Source organism: Flavobacterium sp. SH_e, assembly GCF_025717045.1.
GTDB lineage: Bacteria > Bacteroidota > Bacteroidia > Flavobacteriales > Flavobacteriaceae > Flavobacterium.
Map to the genome: position 1 here is coordinate 500,456 of NZ_JAOVZN010000006.1, position 22,073 is coordinate 522,528.

Consider the following 22,073-nt stretch of genomic DNA (forward strand, 5'->3'; position numbering starts at 1 on the left):
GAAAAAATATATGAAATTAGCCGAAATATCCATTAAACGTCCGTCGTTAGTAATTGTATTGTTTACAATTCTGACATTAGGTGGATTGTTCAGTTACAGCCAGTTAGGCTACGAGCTGATCCCAAAATTTGAAACAAACGTTATTACGGTTTCAACTGTATATCCTGGAGCTTCTCCAAGTGAGGTTGAAAATACAGTGACAAAGAAAATTGAAGATGCGATTGCGTCTCTGGAAAATATCAAGAAAATCGACTCGAAATCTTATGAATCTCTTTCGATTGTATCGATCACATTGACTTCAAATGCGAATGTTGATATTTCGATGAACGATGCACAGCGTAAAATCAACGCGATTTTGAGTGACTTGCCAGACGATGCAGATCCGCCGTCATTGACTAAATTCTCTTTGAGTGATTTACCAATTATGACGCTTGGTGCGAATGGAAAAATGGACGAAGCAGCGTTTTACGATTTGATCGATAAAAAGATTGCTCCAGTTTTATCTCGTGTACAAGGGGTTGCTCAGGTAAATATTATTGGTGGTCAAGAGCGTGAGATTCAGGTAAACCTTGACGCAGTAAAAATGCAAGGTTACGGACTTTCAGTTCCTCAAGTACAGCAGACAATTTTGAGTTCAAACTTAGATTTTCCAACGGGTAACATTCAAACTCGTAACCAGAAAATCTTGATCCGTTTAGCGGGTAAATATAAAAATGTAGACGAATTAAGAAACTTAGTAGTTTCTTCTCAAAACGGAATTCAAATTCGTTTAGGAGAAATTGCAGATGTTCAGGATACACAAAAAATCGCAGAGAAAATTGCGCGTGTAGATCAAAAAAGTGCAATTGTACTTCAAATTGTAAAACAATCAGATGCTAATGCCGTTGCGGTAAGTGAGCAGTTGATTAAAACAATTAAAACTTTAGAGAACGATTACAAATCGGCTCAATTAAAATTAGAAGTAGCAAAAGACAGTACAGTCTTTACTCTTGAAGCAGCAGATTCTGTTGTACACGATTTATTGATTGCAGTTATTCTAGTAGCTTTCGTAATGTTGTTCTTCTTGCATAGTATTAGAAACTCATTAATCGTAATGGTATCTATTCCTGCATCTTTGATTGCAACATTTATTGGTATTTATTTATTAGGTTACACACTTAACTTAATGTCTTTACTTGGTTTATCTCTTGTTGTTGGTATTCTTGTAGATGACGCGATTGTGGTATTGGAGAATATTTACCGACACATGGAGATGGGTAAAAGCCGAATTCGTGCGGCTTACGATGGAACTGCAGAGATTGGTGGTACGGTAACTTCGATTACATTAGTAATTGTGGTAGTGTTCTTACCAATTGCAATGAGTAGCGGATTGGTATCGAACATTATTACACAATTCTGTGTTACAGTAATTATATCAACAATGTTCTCATTATTAGCTTCGTTTACTATTATTCCTTGGCTGTCTTCACGTTTTGGAAAATTAGAGCATATTGAAGGTAAAAATCTTTTCGGAAAAATTATCCTTGGTTTTGAAAGCTATTTGACTCGTTTTACTGAATGGATTTCAAACTTGCTAAACTGGTGTTTAGATCATTATATCAAAACTATGGGGATTATCCTAGTTATGTTCTTTGGAACGATCTTCTGGTTAATGGGAGGTGGATATATTGGAGGAGAATTCTTCGCATCATCTGATAGTGGTGAGTTCTTAGTTCAAATCGAGATGCCAAAAGATGCTTCTTTGGAGCAAACTAACTTTATGACGCAAAAAGCAGAAGCTTTCTTAAAAGGAGAGAAATATGTTTTCAGCCAAATTACAACAGTAGGACAAACCAGTGAAGGTTTGGGAGCAGCTCAGGCAACTGCTTACAAAGCAGAGATTGACGTTAAAATGATTGAGCAAAAAGATCGTACAGATGACGCCAACGTATATGCTGCAAAAGTAAAACGTAAACTTGAAAAAGTTTTAGTTGGAGCAAAAGTAAAAACAGTTCCTGTAGGTATCTTAGGTACTGCTGAGGATGCAACTTTAGGTTTGATCGTAACAGGTCCAAACGTGGAAAGTGCAATGAAATTTGCTAAACTTGCCGAAGCTGAATTACGCACAATTCCTGGAACAACTGAGATTAAATTGACAGTTGAAGACGGAAACCCAGAGATTAACGTTCAGGTTGACAGAGATAAAATGGCTGCATTAGGCTTAACGCTTCAAACAGTTGGTTTAACCATGCAAACTGCTTACAGTGGTAATACAGATGGTAAATTTAGAGCTGGTGAATACGAATATGACATCAACATTAAATACAACGAATTTGATAGAAAAAATATCACAGACGTTAGTAACTTGATTTTCATCAACAATGCTGGTCAGCAGATTAAATTAAACCAATTTGCAACAATTACAGAAGGTTCTGGACCAAGTAAATTAGAGCGTAGAGATAAAACAGCTTCTGTAACCGTACAAGGTCAGAACGTTGGGGTGCCAGCAGGAACAATTGTTCAGCAATGGCAAGCGAAACTGGACAAACTGCAAAAACCTACAGGAGTTAATTACATCTGGGGTGGTGACCAAGAAAACCAATCAGAAGGATTTGGTACTTTAGGAATCGCATTATTAGCAGCTATTATTTTGGTTTACCTTGTAATGGTTGGATTGTATGACAGTTTTGTTCACCCGTTTGTAGTATTATTTGCTATTCCGCTTTCGTTCATTGGGGTTTTATTCGCATTGGCTTTAACAAACAATACCTTGAATATCTTTACCATCTTAGGGGTAATCATGTTAATTGGTCTGGTGTGTAAGAACGCGATCATGCTTGTCGATTATACGAATCAGCGTAGAGCAGCAGGAGAAACAATCAGAAAAGCGTTAATTCAAGCAAACCACGCTCGTTTACGTCCGATCTTGATGACGACAATTGCGATGGTGTTTGGTATGTTCCCAATTGCATTAGCATCTGGAGCTGGAGCTGAATGGAAAAACGGATTAGCATGGGTAATCATTGGAGGTTTGATTTCTTCATTATTCCTTACGTTGATTGTAGTTCCGGTAATCTATGATATTATGGAGAAAATTATTCGTAAGTTCTCTAAAGGAGAAAAAATCGATTACGAAGCTGAAATGCATGCCGATTATGAGCACGCTGAATTAAGCGAAGATGGTTTTAATCCTAAACACACTCATTAAAAGTTTTAATTTTTGATAGAAATTCCAAAGTCCGAAATTGGAATTTCAAAATGAAAAATCCCAAGTTCCTTCAAATTGGAATTTGGGATTTTTTTATTGTTAATTGAAAAATCTGTTTATTTGCATCACCTTACAAAAATTATTATGCTACAAAAAGATAAATCTGCCGCAATTGGTTTCATTTTCATAACCATGTTAATTGACATTACAGGATGGGGAATTATCATTCCTGTGATTCCAAAATTGATCGAAGAATTGATTCACGGAGATATCAGCGAAGCTGCAAAAATCGGTGGCTGGTTAACTTTCGCGTATGCGATAACCCAGTTTGTATTTGCGCCTGTAATTGGAAATTTAAGTGATAAATTCGGAAGAAGACCAATCATTTTAATTTCCCTTTTCGGATTTTCGTTAGATTATCTTTTATTGGCATTTTCACCAACTATTATTTGGCTTTTCATCGGAAGGATTATTGCGGGAGTTACCGGTGCAAGTATTACAACAGCTTCTGCATATATTGCTGATGTTAGTACTGCCGAAAACAGAGCTAAAAACTTCGGATTAGTTGGAGCAGCTTTCGGATTAGGATTTATCATCGGACCAGTTATTGGAGGACTTTTAGGCCAATACGGGTCTCGAGTTCCTTTTTATGCCGCAGCGATTTTATGTATGGTAAATTTCCTTTATGGATTTTTCATTTTACCAGAATCACTTAAAAAAGAAAACCGCAGACCATTTGACTGGAAACGTGCTAACCCAATTGGAGCTATTTTGGGATTAAAAAAACATCCGACATTAATTGGTTTAATTGCAGCTATATTTTTCTTATATGTTGGTTCACATGCGGTGCAAAGTAACTGGAGTTTCTTCACGATTTACCAATTTAATTGGGACGAAAGAATGATTGGTATTTCATTAGGAATTATTGGTTTATTGGTTGGAGTGGTACAAGGCGGATTAGTACGTTACATCAATCCAAAAATAGGAAATGAGAAAAGCATTTACATTGGTTTAGCTTTGTATACAATTGGAATGCTATTGTTTGCTTTTGCTACAGAAAGCTGGATGATGTTTGTGTTTTTAATTCCATATTGCCTTGGCGGAATCGCTGGACCGGCTTTGCAGTCAGTTGTTGCAAGTAAAGTAGCGCCAAGTGAGCAAGGAGAAATCCAAGGGACTTTAACTAGTTTAATGAGCGCTTCTTCAATTATTGGCCCGCCAATGATGGCCAATACATTTTACTTTTTTACTCATAACGATGCACCATTTAAATTTGCTGGAGCACCTTTTATTTTGGGAGGATTTTTAATGTTATTGAGTACAGTAGTGGCTTATTTTTCGTTGAAAAAGCATGCAGTTCCGAAAACGGAAATTAATCGGCAAGAAATAGAATAATAAAAAGCCTTCATTGTTTAGATGAAGGCTTTTTTATTGCTTTTGAAAAATTATCTTTTAATCAATTTTATTGTCTTTTGATAATTTTCAGATTTTACCTTTAAAAGGTAAAGACCGCTCGAAAGATTTGACAAGTCAATTTCAGAATGCGTATCGTTTATTGTTCTGTATAAAACAGATGTTCCAGAAATTGATATAATTTCAATATCATTGATTATTGAATCATTTTTAATGGTTAAAATATCTTTCACCGGATTAGGATAGAATTGGAAAGAAGCCATATTAAAATCAGGAGTAGAAAGAGAACCGTTTACCTTAGCCGTTACAGCGAGACGTTCTTTACTTTCGATTCCATTAATAGTCTGTGAAGCATAATATGTAGTTCCGTTGACCAAAACAGTTGTTAATGGTAAAGGAGTTTCATTGGTTTTGCTTGTTTTTCCTGTAGAAGTATTTGGATTACTGTACCATTTAATATCTTCCCCCTCAACAATTAAATCTGCTAGAGTTTGACCTTCTTTAAATTCTACAGTTAGATTACTTTGTCCGTTTATTGTTGGAGCGATTGGATCAACCACAACATTCATCATTACAACGCAGCCATATAAATCCGAAGTTATAATACTATATGAACCTGGTGATAAATTTGAGAAAGTATTATTTGATGAAAACTGATTCAAATTTGGCGAAATGGCATATCTATAACCTCCGTTTCCACCTGTGGCATTTACAGTAATATTCTGGTTTTGTACTGTCGTTGTGACTGCTAATGCATTAGGTTCAGTTATGGTAATCACCACAGTAGAAGAGCAGTCGTTGCTATCTTTTACTGTTACAACATAGTTACCAGCGGAAAGATTAAAAAAACTATTGTTAGATTGATAAGCGCTTCCGTTTAATGAATAGATGTAAGGAGCTTTTCCTCCAGAAGACATTACTTGTATTGCAGCATTATTACCTCCTTTGCAATATACTGGAGAAGTAATAAAAGCTGTAGCTGTCACTGGATTTACAGGTGCCAAAGAAGCAGAAAGAGTAATTGTAGCATCTGAAGCATCTTTAACTTTAATTGTATAAGTTCCCGCACTTAAATTTGAAGCTATATTCGAAGTGCCGTAAGTAATTCCACCATCAAAAGAATATTGATGAGGATATTTACCTCCTGCAGCATTTATAATAATAGTTCCTAAGGTTGTACAAGTAATAGGGGTAATCATAAGAGTGCCAAAAAGCGTTTGTGACGTAATTGTTATTCCAGATTTACTTGTGATACATCCATTTGCATCCTTCACTTCAATAGTATATTGTCCAACCGACAAATCTGTAAAAATATTAGAAGTCTGAGGAGCGATTAATATCGAACCATTTCCATTTTTCAATGAATATAAATAAGGAGCAGTCCCGCCAGAGGGAGTAATTATTATTTTTCCATCGTTACTATTAACATTGGTGTTATTTGAAATAGTATTATTTATAACTAAAAGATCTGGCTGTGTTACTAGCGCTGCCGATGAAATAATGCATCCAAGAGCGTCTTTTACATTAATATTATATTGTCCAGCAGACAAAGCAGTAAAAACGTTATTTGAACTATATATACTATTGTTTATCGAATAAATATACGGAGCTTTTCCTCCGGTAGCTGTTACAGTTATTGATCCGCTATTATCATTGAAACAATTTGTTGAGGTTGTAGTAAAATCTACAACTACAGAAGACGGTGTTGTTAAAGTCACACTATTGTCGTAATCTATAGTTCCTGCTGCATCTTTTACCCAAACTGTATAAAGTCCAGCAGATAGATTGCTGAAAACATTGCTTGTTTGATAAGTTGCTCCTCGATTAATAGAATATTCGTATGGAGCCTGACCTCCAGAAGCAGCAATGGAAATTGTTCCAGTATTAGTTGAGCAATCTATTGCCTTAGTAATAGTAATTTGAGCTGTTAAAGCATTTGGATCTGGAATAGAAAAACTAACCGCAAATCCAAAACAACCAAAAGAATCATAAACGGATATAATATTATTTGATCCATGAAGATTCGTAAAAACATTGCTAGACTGTAATTCACCATCGTTAAGAGAATAAAGATAAGTACCACTTCCGCCACTTAGATTAACAACAGTTGCAGTTGTTCCTTCGAAAGTAACATATCCTTTGATTTTTGTTGGTTCTGTTATTGTATAAGGCAAAGTGAAAATACAATCGTTGGTGTCTTTTACTTTTATATTGTAAGTCCCAGGCAAAACCTCTTCGAATTTGTTGTTATTTGTATAAACATCATTGTTTAGCGAATATTGATAAGGAGCTTTCCCTCCAGATGCAGTAATGGTTATCGAACCAGTTTCAAATCTGCATAATATAGGCGTATTTGTAGCAGTTGCACTTAAGTTAACAAGGGGTTCAACTACCAAACTATTTGAAGTTGAAATACAATTATTGCTGTCTTTTACTATTATTGAATAAACTCCTGCCAGAGCATTAGAAAAAGTATTACTGCTGATGTAAGTACTTCCATTATCGAAAGAATATAAATATGGAGCTTGTCCTCCTGTTGCAAAAACTGTTATTATTCCATTGCTAAGACAATCTATTGTTTTTGTAAGTACTGCTGTTGTTACTAAAGGTGCAGGAGCAATTAAAGTAATTGTCAAAGACGTTTCAGAATTTTCAGCATCTTTAACCTTAATCAAATAATTACCAGGTAATTCTTGAAAAGTATTAGAAATATTATAAGTGGCTCCATTGTCAATAGAATAAGTATATGGTGCAGTTCCTCCAGAAGCATTGACGGTAATTGTTCCATAAGGATTGTTACATGTCGGTTGACTAGTAACGGTAGCTGCCGCCGAAAGTGTGTTGGTTTTATTAAGAATCGAAATATTATTTTGTGTAGTAAAACATCCATTAGAATCTTTTACCTGAACGCCATATAATCCAGATTTTAAACCATTAAAAATATTTGAAGTTTGAAAAAAAACAGCAGGTAGTCCGCCTTCATCTGTCAATGCATAGGTATAAGGAGAAACTCCTCCCGTCGCATTAACTGTTATTGTACCATCATTATCTGCAATCGAGGTTGAATTTGTTGTACTTACAGTTGGAACTATAACATTCGGCTGATCTATATTTACGGACGAAGAACTAAGACATCCGTTTGCATCTTTTACAGTTACATTATAAAAGCCAGCCACTAAACCTGTAAAGCTATTAGCTGGACCATAATTGTTGCCAATTGAATAAACGTATGGAGCTTTTCCGCCACTTACACTTGCTGTTATAATTCCGTCATTGGCTTGAAAACAACTCACATTAGTTTTTGTAAGAACTATTATTGGATAACTAGGAGGGGAAATCACTAAATTGTTTGCAGTAGATAAAGTTCCATTTGCATCTTTTACAATTAACGAATAAGTTCCTGCGACTATATTGCTAAAAACATTAGATGTCTGAAAAGCTACTCCATTTTTAGAATAAGTATATGGAGCTATTCCTCCAGATGCAGTAACAACTATTTCTGCATCACTCATACAATCTATCTCTTTGGAAATTACGGCTACAGCTGTAATTGGACTTGCGATTTCAGCCGAAAAACTGCCTGGTTCGCAATTATTAGAATCCTTTACTCTAACTCTATGTAATCCAGGAGCAACATTGGTAAAAACATTATTAGTTTGAAAATTACCGTTATCGATTGCATAAAAATAAGATCCAGTTCCTCCTTTTACATCTATAATTGATATAGTATTTCCATCAATTACCATTTCTGCGTCTACAATTGCTGGTTCAGCAATTGTGTATGGAAGTGTATTTTCACAGCCCGCTGCATCGATAACCTTAATGATATAATTCCCTGCTTTAAGATTGCTAAATATATTATTGCTTGTCATAACACCATTATTTATTGAATATTGATAAGGTGCTTGCCCGCCCGTAGCTGTAGCTGTCAGCGAAGTTTTTTCACCCCAGCATAATATTGGCGAATTGGCAACTGCTATCGTTAACGGAGGCGTTGGAGCTTGTACAGTATTAGATAAAAAAGCTGAAACGCAACCTTTACTGTCTTTAATAAGGAAAGCGTAATTACCAGGAGCTAAATTGGTAAAAACATTGTTATTAGTAAAAGTTTGACCATTATCAATAGAATAAATATATGGAGCTAAACCAGAAGTAGCATGAACAATAATTGATGCATTACTGCAACTCGTAGCATTAGTAACCAATGCTACACCCGTAACATTAACGAGCGGTGCGATTGTTACTGCAAATGGACTTGAAACCGAATTTAAAGCATCTTTAACCGTTATAGTATATGTACCCGCAGCTAGATTGCTAAAAACATTAGAGGTTTGATAAACAAATCCATTAATTGAATAAGTGTAAGGTGCTTGACCACCTGTCGCATTTGCAGTAACTATTCCATTATTGCCGTTACTTGAACAATCTAAATCTTTGGTAACAAAAGCAGTTAAGTTTAAAAAAGGAGCAATTACTGTATTTACTGTTGTTTCACATCCTTCAGCATCCCTTACTCTTACGTTATAATTTCCGGGATTTGCAATTGTGAAATAATTATTGGACTGATAATTTATGCCATCTAATGAATATTGATAAGCACCAGTTCCTCCAGTGGCTGAGACAATTATAATATTTTGATTCACAACTGCAGAAGTTGCCGCAACTGCAGAAGGCTCTGTAATGGTATAACTAATTGAAGTTTTACAACCATTAGCATTGTCCAAAACAGTGATATTATATACACCAGCTGAAATAGTAGGATAATAATCTTGAGTTGTAAATGCTCCACCATTTAACGAATACGAATACGAGCCACTTCCTCCAGAGACATTTATTGATAATGATGCAGATTCGCCTTTACATAAAATAGGTTTATTTGTAGCACTAACATCTAAAACAGGAATTTGAGTTAAAGACAAAGTAGGAGATGTTTCAACGCCTTCAATTCTTACGTAAATAGTCTCTAATGCATACGATGCTTTATAATTGGAAGGATTAGCAATTGGATTTGAGTTACTCATCACATCTGATAAACTGTAATGATAACTTACCGGTGCATTATTTGGATTTAGATTCCCAATAGCACCAGTTGCTATTGTCGGAAGGTCAAAAGTTTCCCCAGCGCAAGCAACGCCGCTTTGAGAATAAATTGAAATAGTAAATAATAAAAGAAAACAAAGTAGAGTTTTTTTCATAGTATTAGATTTGTTAAAATGGCTCAACAAATATAATTAAAAAACCTAGTCTCTAAATATTATAATATAAATATTGTTAAAATTACGGTTTCCCGTAAAAAAATTAAATTCTAAAAAGTTCTATTTTAAATACAAATAATGATTATAATAATCAATTATTGCTTTTCCTTCCAATAAAACATCAGCGCCAATAATACCATGAACAGCTTTTGCTTTAAAAGATTCCAAAGCTTCATTTACATGCGAAAGATCAAAAATTACGATATTGAAATCTTTGTTTTTCCAACTTCCCAATTGCAATTTGTTTTTAGATGAAATTTGTGTTGTCATTCCAGTCCCTCCAGCTCCAGAAGCTTTTGTTTTAGAATTTTTTGCAGAAAGTTCAAAACGTTCAATAGACTCAAAACCCACACAAGTGTTAGATGCACCAGTATCTAAAATAAAATTGCCAGAAATGCCATTAATTTTAGCTTTAATCTGCAAATGTTGTGTTTTAGTTATTTTGAACTTTATTTTTTTGTACTTCTCTATTTTGAGAATTTCGTGAAGATTTTCCATTTATGTAGCGATTGAAAACCAAAAATAAGGTAATTGTAGCCAAAAAGCTAACTAGGCAAAAGATTTTCTATTTAATATATATGGAATAGAAAAGCGACAAATCTGCTGTTTTTTAACCGTTATAATATTGAATATGATATAATTATACATAATTTTTGATATTCTTTTTTTAAATTAGCTATAAAATGTCTTTTTATGGATCTAAATAAAATTCATCCTGATCAAAAATATATTGACGGACTTGCTGCAAATGATTCAGTAGTAATTGAAATGATATATAAGAAGTTTGCGCCTAAAGTGGTTCAGTTTATAACCAATAATTCTGGAGACAAAGATCAAGCGCAGAATGTGGTTCATGAAATCATGATTTTGCTTTTTAAACAGGCGAAAGCTGGAAAACTTCATTTAACGTGTCCTTTTGATGCTTATTTTTTCTTGTTATGTAAAAGACGTTGGTTGAACGAATTGAAAAATTCTGTCCATAAAGAGGTGACAATTTATGAGAATGTGGTATCTGTCAACGAATCTGCTCACAAATTGATTGCTCAAGCAGAAGAATTCGAAAAAGAACAAAAGCGTTATGGCCATGAAAATAAATTGGAAGTAGTGGAGAATAGAGTTGCTTTTGAAGAAAATCTGATCCGAATTTCAGATAAATATTTCAATAAAAAGAAACATAAAGTTGCTTCGCTCAAGCCTTGGTATTTTGCTGCGGTGATCTCTATAATTGTTATGTTTGGTCTATTTTTCTTTGATTATAAACACAATCCATCTTTTGAAGATTATAATCATCCAGAAAGTGCTTATTTTACAGAAAGAGGAGTTTCTGAAGCCATTTTAAAGCAAGCAGAGAATAATTTTAACGGAAAAAGATATGAAACGGCTATTCCGATTTTTGAAATGATTTTGAAAGAAAATAATTCAGACGAAATAAAATATTTTTATGCTGTTTCATTATTGCAGGTAAACAAATATCCAAAAGCCGAAAAGATTTTTAAAGAATTAGAAGACGGAAATTCTGTTTATAAGGAAAAAGCCAAGTGGAATATGGCTTTATCTAAACTAAAACAAGGGAAATACAAGGAATGTAAAACGATTCTAGAGACTATTTCGCAAGATTATGAAGACTACGATGATGTAGAACGTCTGCGCGAAGATTTGGAATAGATTTCAAATTATTAAAAAAAATATTACCAATTTACGGGAAACCTCAATCGAATTTAGAATTAAAGCCCTAAATTCGATTTTATTTTTATAAGAATTTACCCAAATTCAAAAATTAACTTAACCAAGAATGTAAATGAAAAAAGCTTTATTAGTTTTTCTTTTTGTGTTTTCTCAAACTGTTTTCAGTTCGTCCAAAATTACTGAGACAGAAAAACTTGCCGCAACTTGTAAAGTTTGGGGATTCTTAAAATACTATCATCCAGAGGTTGCCACAGGACAATTGAACTGGGATACTCAGCTTTTAGAAAAATTACCATTAATAGATAAGGCTCAAACGAAAGAAGAGTTTTCATTAATTCTAGAAAATTGGATTGATGATCTTGGTCCAGTAAAAGAAATTGCTCCAATTGTTACTCCAAAAGAGGTTAAACTTTTTGATAAAAATTTCGATTTAAGCTGGTTCAATGATAAATTGTTTTCTAAAAAACTTTCAAAAAAATTAAAATTTATTGAAGAAAATAGATTTCAAAGTAATGAAGAATTTGGGCCAAGTTTTGACGGTTTTAAAAACTTAAAAAACTATTTTAATCTTGATTACACTAATAAAAATTCAAAGCTTTTAATGCTTTATGCGTATTGGAATGTGGTAGAATATTACTATCCATACAAATACATAATGGATCAAAAATGGGATAAAACTTTAACTGAGTTATTACCTTCTGTTGTTGAGTCCAAAACTCCAGAAGATTTTTATAAAATATTGAGAAAAGCTGCTGCAAAACTTAATGATACTCATGTCGAGTTTCATATTTACCCGTCTTCTGCAACAGTAAAAAAGAGTTATTATTATTTTCCAGCAACTGGTAAAGTAATTGATGAAAAATTAGTAATTACCGAGATTTTAGGAGATAGTTTGGCAGAGGCCGACAATATTAAAATTGGAACCGTAATTACTAAAATAAATGACAAGAGCATTAAAGAAATTATTGAAGAGAAAAGAGATATAGTTTCTGCTTCAAACGAAGCTGCTTTTCTGGATAAAGTTCTGCGCACAATTTTAGTGAGCGAATCTGAAAAGGTAAAAGTAGAATTCCTGAACAATGGAAAATACGAAACTAAGTCAATGACTTGGTTTAACTATCACGATTCGCATCGAAATGAATATAAAAAAGGAGCTCAGATAAAGAAAGATAAATTTAAACTTCTGGGCAATAACATTGGTTATGTAAACATGGGGGTTATTAAACCAAAAAATATTCCTGATATGATTGAAGCTCTCAAATCGGCAAAAGCTATAGTTTTTGATATGAGAAATTATCCAAACGGAACTTTTGGAGAAATAGCTAATTTTTTGAATTCTGAAGAAAAGAAATTTGCCATCTATACATACCCTTATTTAAATTATCCAGGGAAATATTTTTGGGAAGAAGGAAGAAATGCAGGATTTGAAAATAAAGACAATTACAAAGGAAAAGTCGTTGTGTTACTTAATGAAGATTCTATAAGCCAGTCAGAATGGACGGCGATGTGTTTTCAAACAGCTGGAAATACCACAATTATTGGAAGTCAGACGGCAGGAGCAGACGGAAATGTTTTTGAATTTGATTTTAGTGGCTATCATACTAATTTCTCTGGTATTGGCGTTTACTACCCAGACGGAAGGGAAACCCAAAGAATCGGAATTGTGCCAGACATCGAAATAAAACCAACCATAAAAGGAATTCAGGAAGGAAAAGATGAGGTTTTGGAACGAGCTTTGCTGTTTATTGAAAATGGAAAATAAGACTAAATTTGTCGTCTTGAGGAACGAAGAGTCACACTAGTTGATCCACAGAAAAATTTGGGGGTTTTCTTGGCGAAACTTCTTGTGAGATTCTTCGTTCGTCAGCATGACAAAAACTAGTCTTTAATTTGTCAACCTTTGTCACAGTTTTAAACTTTGTCAAAGGTTTTTCTTTTTTTATTCAATAAAAAAATCTGTTTTCATCCGTGTTTTCAAGAAGTGAATCAGCTAAATCCGCGTACTTTTTTTACGAAATTGCTATTCTTTTAATATTGTCGTAATTTTGGCACTTTAAAATTACAGCCTTGAATTCAACACCAATTATTACCGATACCCACACACACTTATATTCTGAAGAATTTGATCAGGATCGCAACGAAATGATTCAGCGCGCCATTGATGCTGGAGTTACTCGTTTTTTTATTCCCGCAATCGACGCTGCTGCAACGCAGTCTATGTACGATTTAGAGAAAAATTATCCAGAGAATGTATTCTTAATGATGGGTTTGCATCCCACTTACGTGAAAGATAATTATCTAGACGAATTGGCACATGTAGAAACGGAATTATCAAAACGTAAGTTCTATGCTGTCGGCGAAATCGGGATCGATTTGTATTGGGATAAAACGCATTTGAAACAACAGCAAATTGCTTTTAAAAGACAAATTCAGCTGGCAAAACAATACAAATTGCCAATTGTAATTCATTGTAGAGAAGCTTTTGATGAGATCTTCGAAGTCTTAGAAGAAGAAAAATCTGAAGATTTGTTTGGGATTTTTCATTGTTTTTCCGGAACTTTAGAACAAGCAGAACGCGCGATTTCTTACAAAATGAAATTAGGAATTGGAGGTGTTGTAACGTTTAAAAACGGAAAAATCGATCAGTTTTTGAATCGGATCGATTTAAAACACATTGTTTTGGAGACAGATTCTCCATATTTAGCGCCAATTCCGTACCGAGGAAAACGAAATGAAAGCAGTTATTTGGTCAATGTTATTGCGAAATTGAGCGACATTTATGGAATTTCGGTTGAAGAAATTGCCACAATTACAACTCAGAATTCAAAAGACGTTTTTGGGATTTAACCCAGACCTTACAAAACTTTAATTTTTTTTTTGTTCTTTTGCCCACTTAAACCCAAATAAATAATGCAGAGATTTGATGCCATTCGACCGTTTTATGATTCCGAAATAAATGAAGCCCTTCATGCCGTGGTCAATCATCCTATGATGAAAACCATGATGAACTTTACGTTTCCGGATGTAGAAGATGAGGTTTGGAAGGAGCAATTAAAGAAAACACACTCGATTCGTGATTTTCAATGCAATTTTATTTATAACACAATCCAGAAAGTTCTTGAAAAAAGCTCTGAAGGTTTGACGACTTCAGGTTTTGAGAAACTGGAACCAAATACTTCTTATTTGTTTATCTCAAATCATAGAGATATTCTTTTAGATACTACATTATTGAACGTTTGTTTATTCGAACACGGTTTGGTAATGACTGCTTCGGCAATTGGAGACAATTTAGTAAAGAAAGCTTTCTTGGCAACTTTAGCAAAACTAAACAGAAACTTCCTGGTTTTGAGAGGTTTGTCACCTAGAGAAATGCTTCAAAGCTCGAAATTATTGTCTGAATATATGGGGCAATTATTGCTTCGCGAAAACCGTTCGGTTTGGATTGCCCAAAGAGAAGGAAGAACAAAAGACGGAAACGACGAGACCAATCCAGGAGTTTTAAAAATGATAGGAATGGGTTCTGACGAAGAAAACTTAATGGATTATTTTAAGAAATTGAAAATCGTTCCAGTTTCCATTTCTTACGAATATGATCCGACGGATGTTTTGAAAATGCCACAATTAATGGCAGAAGCAAAAAACGAAGTTTACGTAAAAGATAAAAACGAAGATTTCATGAATATCCTTAGCGGTATCATGGGAACTAAAAAAAGAATACACATTTCTGTTGGTGATGTTTTAGATACAGAAATCGATCAAATTGTGGCCGAAAATGATAATGTGAACAAACAAGTTCAAGCTTTGGCACAAACAATTGACGATGTTATTTTGAAAAACTACCAATTATGGCCAACAAATTTTATTGCTTACGATATTTTAAACGAAACAGACAAATTTGCTCACAAGTATAAAGAAAGTGAGAAATCATTGTTTGAGCGTCGTTTAGAAATGAGAATTGGAGGCGATAATCCTGTGACAAGACAAGGATTTTTAGCAATGTATGCGAATCCTGTTGTCAACAAATTAAAATACCAAGATGTCATCTAAAGCAAAAATATTATTGATTTATACTGGTGGAACCATCGGTATGAGCAAAGATTTTGAAACTGGAGCGCTTAAAGCCTTCAATTTTGGTAAATTAATTCAGAAAATTCCAGAAATTAAGCAATTGGATTGCGAAATCGAATCGATTTCATTTGAACATCCAATAGATTCTTCTAATATGAATCCTCAAATGTGGACGAAAATTGCCACTATGATTGAGGAAAATTACGATGCGTTTGATGGATTTGTGGTGTTGCACGGATCAGATACGATGTCGTATTCGGCTTCAGCATTGAGTTTTATGCTGGAGAATTTAGCAAAACCAGTTGTATTTACAGGTTCGCAATTGCCAATTGGAGATTTGCGTACCGATGCAAAAGAAAACTTGATTACAGCGATTCAGATTGCTTCTCTTCAAGAAAACGGAAAACCTGTTATTACAGAAGTTTGTTTGTATTTTGAATACAAATTGTACCGAGGAAACAGAACTTCTAAAGTAAATGCAGAACATTTTAAAGCTTTTACAGCGCCAAATTATCCAGAATTAGTAGAATCTGGTGTGCATTTAACGTTAAACAGACATTTATTTCTTCCAATAAATAAAGAGGCGAAATTGATCGTTCATAAAAATCTGGACAATCATGTGGCGATTATAAAAATGTTCCCAGGAATGAGCGAAATTGTTTTGGCTTCAATCTTGGCAACGTCTGGTTTACGTGGAATTGTTCTAGAAACATACGGTTCTGGAAATGCACCAACCGAAGATTGGTTTTTAAGTTTAATCGAAAAAGCAATTAAATCTGGAATGCATATAGTAAACGTAACCCAATGTTCAGGCGGAAGTGTGAATATGGGACAATACGAAACCAGTACAGCTCTAAAATCTTTGGGAGTAATCTCAGGAAAAGACATTACGACAGAAGCAGCAATTACTAAATTGATGTATTTGCTGGGGCACAATATTCCACAAAATGAATTTAAAGATATTTTTGAGACTGCGCTTCGTGGGGAAATATCTTAAATTTAAATTACAATAAAAAAAATCCCAAATTCCAAAATGTAAAGTTGGAATTTGGGATTTTTTTTATTGAATTTTTTGCTTAACCACGCAGTTTGTCATCCTGACGGAGGAAGGATCACACAAGAAACTCGACAAAGATTGGCGTCATTAAGAACTGAGTTACTAGTGTGATTTCTCGTTCCTCGAAATGACAAGATTACGGATAATTGGAATTTGGAATTTTTTTAGAACTTGGAATTTCGATACTCAACCGGACAAGTCTCCAATTCATCAGAAGCTTTGTGTTTCTTGTAATACAAGTACACTATCACAGAAAGAATACAGATAACTCCTTGAAGTGCAACAGTAGCTCTTACACCTACAAAGTGAGAAACATATCCAATAATCAAACTTCCAACAGGAATCATTCCTTGATATGCCATCATATAGTAGCTTATGCTTCTTGAACGCATATTTACAGAACTATGAGTCTGAATGTAAATGTTAATAGAAGAAGTTTGTCCCATCATTCCGATTCCGCTTAATGTCATACAGATTAAAGCAATCGTTATGCTGTTTGAAACAGCTAAAATAATTACGCTGAAACCAAGAAGTAAACTTGCACCAATCATTAGTTTGCTCATATTTTCAGCAGATTTTAGATTAGCTAGATAAATTGCAGATAAAACAGAACCAATTCCAGCTGCACTTTCAAACCAGCTGAAAGTTTCGGCGTTTCCGCTAAAGATATCTTTTGCGAAAACGGGCATTAAAGTATTAAAAGAAATTACAAACAAACTGCTGCAAGTAAGCATCATCAGCATTCTTGCCATTTCAGTTTCTTTTTTTACATAATCCAAGCCTTCGATAAGATCGTCCAGCATATTCAATTTGTTTTCAGCTTTAATGTGCGGTGTAATTTTCATCATCATTAAAGAAATCAAAACAGGCACATAACTTATGAAATTCCCAATAAAACAAATATCTTCTCCATATTCATGCAGAATAATTCCCGCAAGCGCCGGACCTGCAATACGTGCAAAATTGTTCAAAGTTGAATTCAATGCAACAGCATTCGGAAGATCTTCTTTATTGTCCACAATATCAATCATCATTGTTTGACGACAAGTCATATCAAAAGCATTAATAATTCCCTGAATAAGGCTTAAAGCCAAAATGAAGTTAATGTTATAAATTTTAAAATAGATAAGCAAAGCTAAAGTTCCCGCTTGAAGCATAGCAAGAGATTGCAAGAACATCATTGTTTTGTGTCTGTCGTAACGGCCAATAATACTTCCTGCTAAAGGCGCTAGAAATAAAGACGGAATCATACTTAAAAATGTCGCTAATCCCAATAAAAATACAGATCCCGTTATGCTGTAAACCATCCAGCTTACAGCTGTTTTTTGCATCCATGTTCCTATAACAGATACGGATTGACCGTAGAAAAATAACTTGAAATTTTTTGATTTTAACGCTTTAAACATAATCCTAAATATTTAATACAAAGGTCGGGATTATGATAGCATTAGAAAAATTAATAATTTTACTGATAATAAGTATTAAAACTTATCAATATGGAGATTTATCAACTAGAGTATTTTGTGAAAACTGCTGAGGTTTTGCACTTTACCAAAGCAGCAGAATTGTGTTTTGTGACGCAATCGGGGCTTTCGCAGCAAATTAAAAAACTAGAAGAAGAACTTGGAATGCCTTTATTTATCAGAATTGGAAAAAAAGTGCAGCTTACAGAAGCAGGTTCGGTTTTCTTGATTCATGCGAAAAGAGTTCTCGAAAATGTCCAAAACGGGAAACAGGCAATTGAAGATTTAAACCAAATGATTGGCGGCGAATTGAGAATAGGTGTTACGTATATTTTTGGGCTGTTAATTTTGCCAATTGTAAATACATTTGCCCATAGATATCAAAACTTAAAGATTATTGTAGACTATGGCACAACAGAATCACTGGAACAAAAACTTCTTAATAACGATGTAGATGTAGTTTTGGTAATTCCATCTCACGAGATTGAAAGCGGAATACAGAAAGTGCCATTGTTTACTTCCAATATGGTTGTGGCGGTTTCTAAAAAGCATTCTTTGGCTCATTTGGATAAAATTGCTTTTAAGAAAATAGAAAAAATTCCGTTAGTATTGCCAGGAAAAGGGTCTAATTCAAGAGAATTTGTTGAAGAATTATTTCAGAAGTTTAATTTGAAGCCTAAAATTTCGATCGAACTCCATTCTATTCACGCTTTATTGCAAATGGTAGAAAACAGCGATTGGGCTACTATTGTTGCTGAGAAAGCATTAAAAGACTGGGACACTATAAAAGCCATTCAAATTACTGGAGTTCCCACAAAAAGAGATTCTTATATGCTAACAATGGGAGGTTACCAAAAAAAGGCTGTAAAATTGTTTATCGAAGAATTTAAAAAGAGCATTTAAAGTAACTGAAGTTTTACTTTTGTAAAGTCAGATTTTTTTGTGTTATTTGCAGACCAAAATAGAGAGGTGTCCGAGTGGTTTAAGGAGCTAGCCTGGAAAGCTAGTATATGGGTAACTGTATCGAGGGTTCGAATCCCTTCTTCTCTGCAAATTTTCAATTAAAATAATACCAAACCTCGAAATGTATATTTCGAGGTTTTTTTATTAATTGTCTCTATTGCCAAATTATAAATTACAATACCACACGTCCAAAAAACTTATTGAACAAAAACTTTGGGCAATTTCGATTTTATAATATTTGAATGGGAAAATCAGCGGCAATTAATTTCAGGATTATATATTACGAACACCTTTCGAACAATGTCTCAAAAATTTAAAAATAAATATCGAATTCCATCTTCGCGATTGCAAAATTGGGATTATGGTGCAAATGGTGCTTATTTTATAACTATTTGCACTCAAAATAGGGAATGTTATTTTGGAGATATTATTGATTCTAAATTGGAGGCATCGGAATTAGGAATATTGGCAGAAAAATATTGGTTAGATATTCCAAAACATTTTCCGTATGTCGAATTGGGTAATTTTGTGATTATGCCAAATCACGTTCATGGGATTTTGATTATCGATAAAAACGCATCGGTTTCCGCAGATACGCGATTAATCGCGTATCTACCCGAAACAATATATAAAACAGGTGGTTTTGCCGGGAATAAAAACCCCATGCTGCACGATAATATTTCGAGAATTATAAGATGGTATAAAGGAAGATGTTCTTTTGAGATGAAAAAAATACATGCTGATTTTGGTTGGCAATCGCGTTTTCATGATCATATCATTAGAAATGAAAAATCTTTTGAAATCATACAAAATTATATAGAAAACAATCCGTTGAATTGGAATAAAGACAAATTTTATGGAAAATTAAACCAAAACAATCCGAAATAACGGTAGAGACGCGATTCATCGCGTCTCGATTTTTTTAGAGAGATTAATTGCGTCTCTATTTTTAGAAAGATTATTCAATTAAAAACAGAATCAGTTTTAAAGACGATGATTTAGAGCAAAAGAATTTGATAATTATAATCAAAACATCTTGATTTATCAGATTTTGCTAAAAATCTAAAAAAAGAAAAAATCACAAACACATAGTCCTAAAAAGTTATTTTCAAAATACGGTTTCCCACATTATTTTATTCTAGAAATATTATATATTTGGCTCCTGTGTAATATAAATAACTTAATGGATTTACTTCCTTATTCGCCAGGATTGCATAAACTGGTTACGCTACATGTCGACGAAATTTCTAAGCTTACCAACAGCAAAGGCTTTGTTGCAGTTACCGATTCCATTTTAGAAAAATATGATCTTGAGAAAGTTGGCGTTGTGGTGCATGACTTCGAGAATGAAAGTTTTACGATTTCGTACTGCTTGAAAGAATCGCATATTTGTATACACACTTGGCCAGAATACAATCAGTTGACTTTGGATGTTTATTTGTGCAATTATCTTCAGGATAACTCGCATAAAGTGCGTGCCGTTATGGCCGATTATGTTGCCTATTTTAAAGCAGAAATTATTAAAGATTTTGAAATTAACCGATAAGATATGAAGATTCCTTGTTATATCTGTGATATCGAAACCGAATTAGATGTTGATTTTGAAGTAGTCAATTTTGTCTGTCCGCATTGTCAGACTTTATATGCTACTGATAAAGATGGGCAATTTCGCCAAAGATCTCAATATAAAAATATTTATTTTGCATGTCCGCTTGTAATTGGCGAAGTTGGAAATTTTAGAGGAAGCGAATATAAAGTTACTGGAATTCTAAGAAAGAATATTCATCCCGATTTTGATTGGATTGAATTTATACTTCAAAACGACGCTAAAGAGTTTATCTATCTTTCGGTTTCTAATGGACACTGGATGATGTTAAGAGAAATGGAGGAAACTTTTGTCGTTCATGATCATCCCAAAGTATTAGACCACGAAGGAGTGTATTTTGATATATTTGAATATTCTGATGCTGAAATTATAAATGCAAAAGGATTTTTTGATTTTGAACTTCCTCAAAACAAATTAATTCATTTAGTTGAATATATCAATCCTCCAAACATCATTTCTGTAGAAAGAATGAATGGCGTCGAAATAGCCTATTATGGAGAGTATGTTAATAAAAGCGAGATCAAAAAAGCATTTCCACAGGCTGTGCTTCCGTATCAGACAGGGACAAATATGATTCAGCCTTTTCCATTTCATATAAAAAATACAGCTATTATTTTCTGTCTCATTGCTCTGTTGATTCTTATTACGAATTGGTTTATTTACAGAGATCAGGTAGAACAGCAGGTTTTCTCGAAAACTATGAAATTTACCGAGTTTGACAATAAAGAAATTACAAGCGAAAGTTTTGTGCTTAATGGAGGCTCGTCGCCTATGACAATAAAAGTTTCTACAGGTGTTGATAATTCCTGGGCAAATGTAAATGTGGCTTTGATCAACGAAGAAACAAATGACGAAATTTATGCCAATAAAGACATCGAATATTACCACGGCTATTCTGATGGCGAATCTTGGACAGAAGGAAGTTCTGTTGAAAAATTTAATATTTGCGGTGTAAAATCTGGTAAATATCATCTTTTGATCACACCTCTTAAAGCACCAGAAGATTTGACCAATACTGAAATGCAGGTTACAGCAGTCTGGAATCAGCCCTCTAGCCGTAATGCTTGGTTTGTAATTCTTTTTATGGCAGGTATATTTGCGGTGATCTATTTCTTTAAGTATCAATCTGAAAAAAACCGATGGGCAGACAGCTCTTATTCTCCTTATCCTGAAAATTAACATGAAGAAAATATCTGATTTTATACTGCAAAATTTAGCTCCTTTCATAATTGGAGTTTTTTGCTTTGGCGTTTATATGTATTTTACTCTTGCAGGAAATAGAATCTGCGATTGCGAAACTACAGAAAGCTACCGATCAACAACGAGCGGAAGCCGTTCATCATACAATCATTTTTACCACAAATAAAAACTATCA

The 22,073-nt window shown here is 33.9% G+C and carries 15 protein-coding genes and 1 tRNA gene; 13 read left to right on the forward strand and 3 right to left on the reverse strand.

The window, feature by feature from the left end; translation table 11 throughout:
• Window positions 1–10 precede the first annotated feature (10 nt).
• Both OD917_RS13060 and OD917_RS13065 read left to right on the forward strand, forming a co-directional pair.
• On the forward strand, window positions 11–3,187 hold the full coding sequence (locus tag OD917_RS13060) for an efflux RND transporter permease subunit (protein ID WP_263523919.1): 3,177 nt from the start codon (window positions 11–13) through the stop codon (window positions 3,185–3,187).
• A 144-nt stretch (window positions 3,188–3,331) separates the two neighbouring features.
• Window positions 3,332–4,582 (forward strand): TCR/Tet family MFS transporter, encoded by a 1,251-nt coding sequence (locus OD917_RS13065; protein WP_263523920.1) that lies wholly within the window; start codon window positions 3,332–3,334, stop codon window positions 4,580–4,582.
• 50 nt (window positions 4,583–4,632) lie between these two features.
• Here OD917_RS13065 and OD917_RS13070 read toward each other — a convergent pair whose 3' ends face one another.
• Together OD917_RS13070 and OD917_RS13075 are read right to left on the reverse strand one after the other, a co-directional pair.
• Window positions 4,633–9,795, reverse strand: a complete 5,163-nt coding sequence (locus OD917_RS13070; protein ID WP_263523921.1) for a beta strand repeat-containing protein — start codon at window positions 9,793–9,795, stop codon at window positions 4,633–4,635.
• 120 nt (window positions 9,796–9,915) lie between these two features.
• Window positions 9,916–10,353: a retropepsin-like aspartic protease gene (locus OD917_RS13075; protein ID WP_263523922.1), complete on the reverse strand. Its 438-nt coding sequence runs from the start codon at window positions 10,351–10,353 to the stop codon at window positions 9,916–9,918.
• Between the two features lie 195 nt (window positions 10,354–10,548).
• Here OD917_RS13075 and OD917_RS13080 point away from each other — a divergent pair, with 195 nt between their 5' ends.
• From OD917_RS13080 to OD917_RS13100, 5 genes are all read left to right on the forward strand, one after another.
• Entirely contained in the window at window positions 10,549–11,520 is a 972-nt protein-coding gene (locus tag OD917_RS13080; RefSeq protein WP_263523923.1) for a tetratricopeptide repeat protein, read from the forward strand.
• Between the two features lie 133 nt (window positions 11,521–11,653).
• Entirely contained in the window at window positions 11,654–13,303 is a 1,650-nt protein-coding gene (locus OD917_RS13085; protein ID WP_263523924.1) for a S41 family peptidase, read from the forward strand.
• A gap of 305 nt (window positions 13,304–13,608) precedes the next feature.
• Window positions 13,609–14,388, forward strand: a complete 780-nt coding sequence (locus OD917_RS13090) for a TatD family hydrolase (RefSeq protein WP_263523925.1) — start codon at window positions 13,609–13,611, stop codon at window positions 14,386–14,388.
• A gap of 63 nt (window positions 14,389–14,451) precedes the next feature.
• Window positions 14,452–15,588: a 1-acyl-sn-glycerol-3-phosphate acyltransferase gene (locus OD917_RS13095; protein WP_111286204.1), complete on the forward strand. Its 1,137-nt coding sequence runs from the start codon at window positions 14,452–14,454 to the stop codon at window positions 15,586–15,588.
• The gene (locus OD917_RS13100) at window positions 15,578–16,606 is read left to right on the forward strand and encodes an asparaginase (RefSeq protein ID WP_263523926.1); all 1,029 of its coding nucleotides are present in this window, start codon (window positions 15,578–15,580) and stop codon (window positions 16,604–16,606) included. Before OD917_RS13095 ends, OD917_RS13100 begins: the two co-directional genes overlap by 11 nt.
• A 224-nt stretch (window positions 16,607–16,830) precedes the next feature.
• Here OD917_RS13100 and OD917_RS13105 read toward each other — a convergent pair whose 3' ends face one another.
• A complete protein-coding gene (locus OD917_RS13105) occupies window positions 16,831–18,072 on the reverse strand; it encodes an MFS transporter (RefSeq protein ID WP_263523927.1) in 1,242 nt (413 codons plus the stop codon).
• Between the two features lie 90 nt (window positions 18,073–18,162).
• On the opposite strand from OD917_RS13105, the gene OD917_RS13110 reads away from it, so the two are divergent.
• The 6 genes from OD917_RS13110 (at window position 18,163) to OD917_RS13135 (ending at window position 22,064) form a co-directional block, all read left to right on the forward strand.
• Window positions 18,163–19,032: a LysR family transcriptional regulator gene (locus tag OD917_RS13110; protein WP_263523928.1), complete on the forward strand. Its 870-nt coding sequence runs from the start codon at window positions 18,163–18,165 to the stop codon at window positions 19,030–19,032.
• A 60-nt stretch (window positions 19,033–19,092) separates the two neighbouring features.
• A tRNA-Ser gene (locus OD917_RS13115) sits at window positions 19,093–19,179 on the forward strand.
• Window positions 19,180–19,392: 213 nt separating this feature from the next.
• Window positions 19,393–19,980, forward strand: a complete 588-nt coding sequence (locus OD917_RS13120) for a transposase (RefSeq protein ID WP_263523929.1) — start codon at window positions 19,393–19,395, stop codon at window positions 19,978–19,980.
• A gap of 295 nt (window positions 19,981–20,275) precedes the next feature.
• Window positions 20,276–20,638 carry an S-adenosylmethionine decarboxylase family protein gene (locus OD917_RS13125; protein WP_263523930.1) on the forward strand — a complete coding sequence of 121 codons (363 nt, stop codon included), beginning with the start codon at window positions 20,276–20,278 and terminating at the stop codon, window positions 20,636–20,638.
• A gap of 3 nt (window positions 20,639–20,641) precedes the next feature.
• Window positions 20,642–21,877 carry a DUF4178 domain-containing protein gene (locus OD917_RS13130; protein ID WP_129745985.1) on the forward strand — a complete coding sequence of 412 codons (1,236 nt, stop codon included), beginning with the start codon at window positions 20,642–20,644 and terminating at the stop codon, window positions 21,875–21,877.
• Window position 21,878: 1 nt separating this feature from the next.
• Window positions 21,879–22,064 (forward strand): hypothetical protein, encoded by a 186-nt coding sequence (locus OD917_RS13135; RefSeq protein WP_129745986.1) that lies wholly within the window; start codon window positions 21,879–21,881, stop codon window positions 22,062–22,064.
• Window positions 22,065–22,073 lie beyond the last annotated feature (9 nt).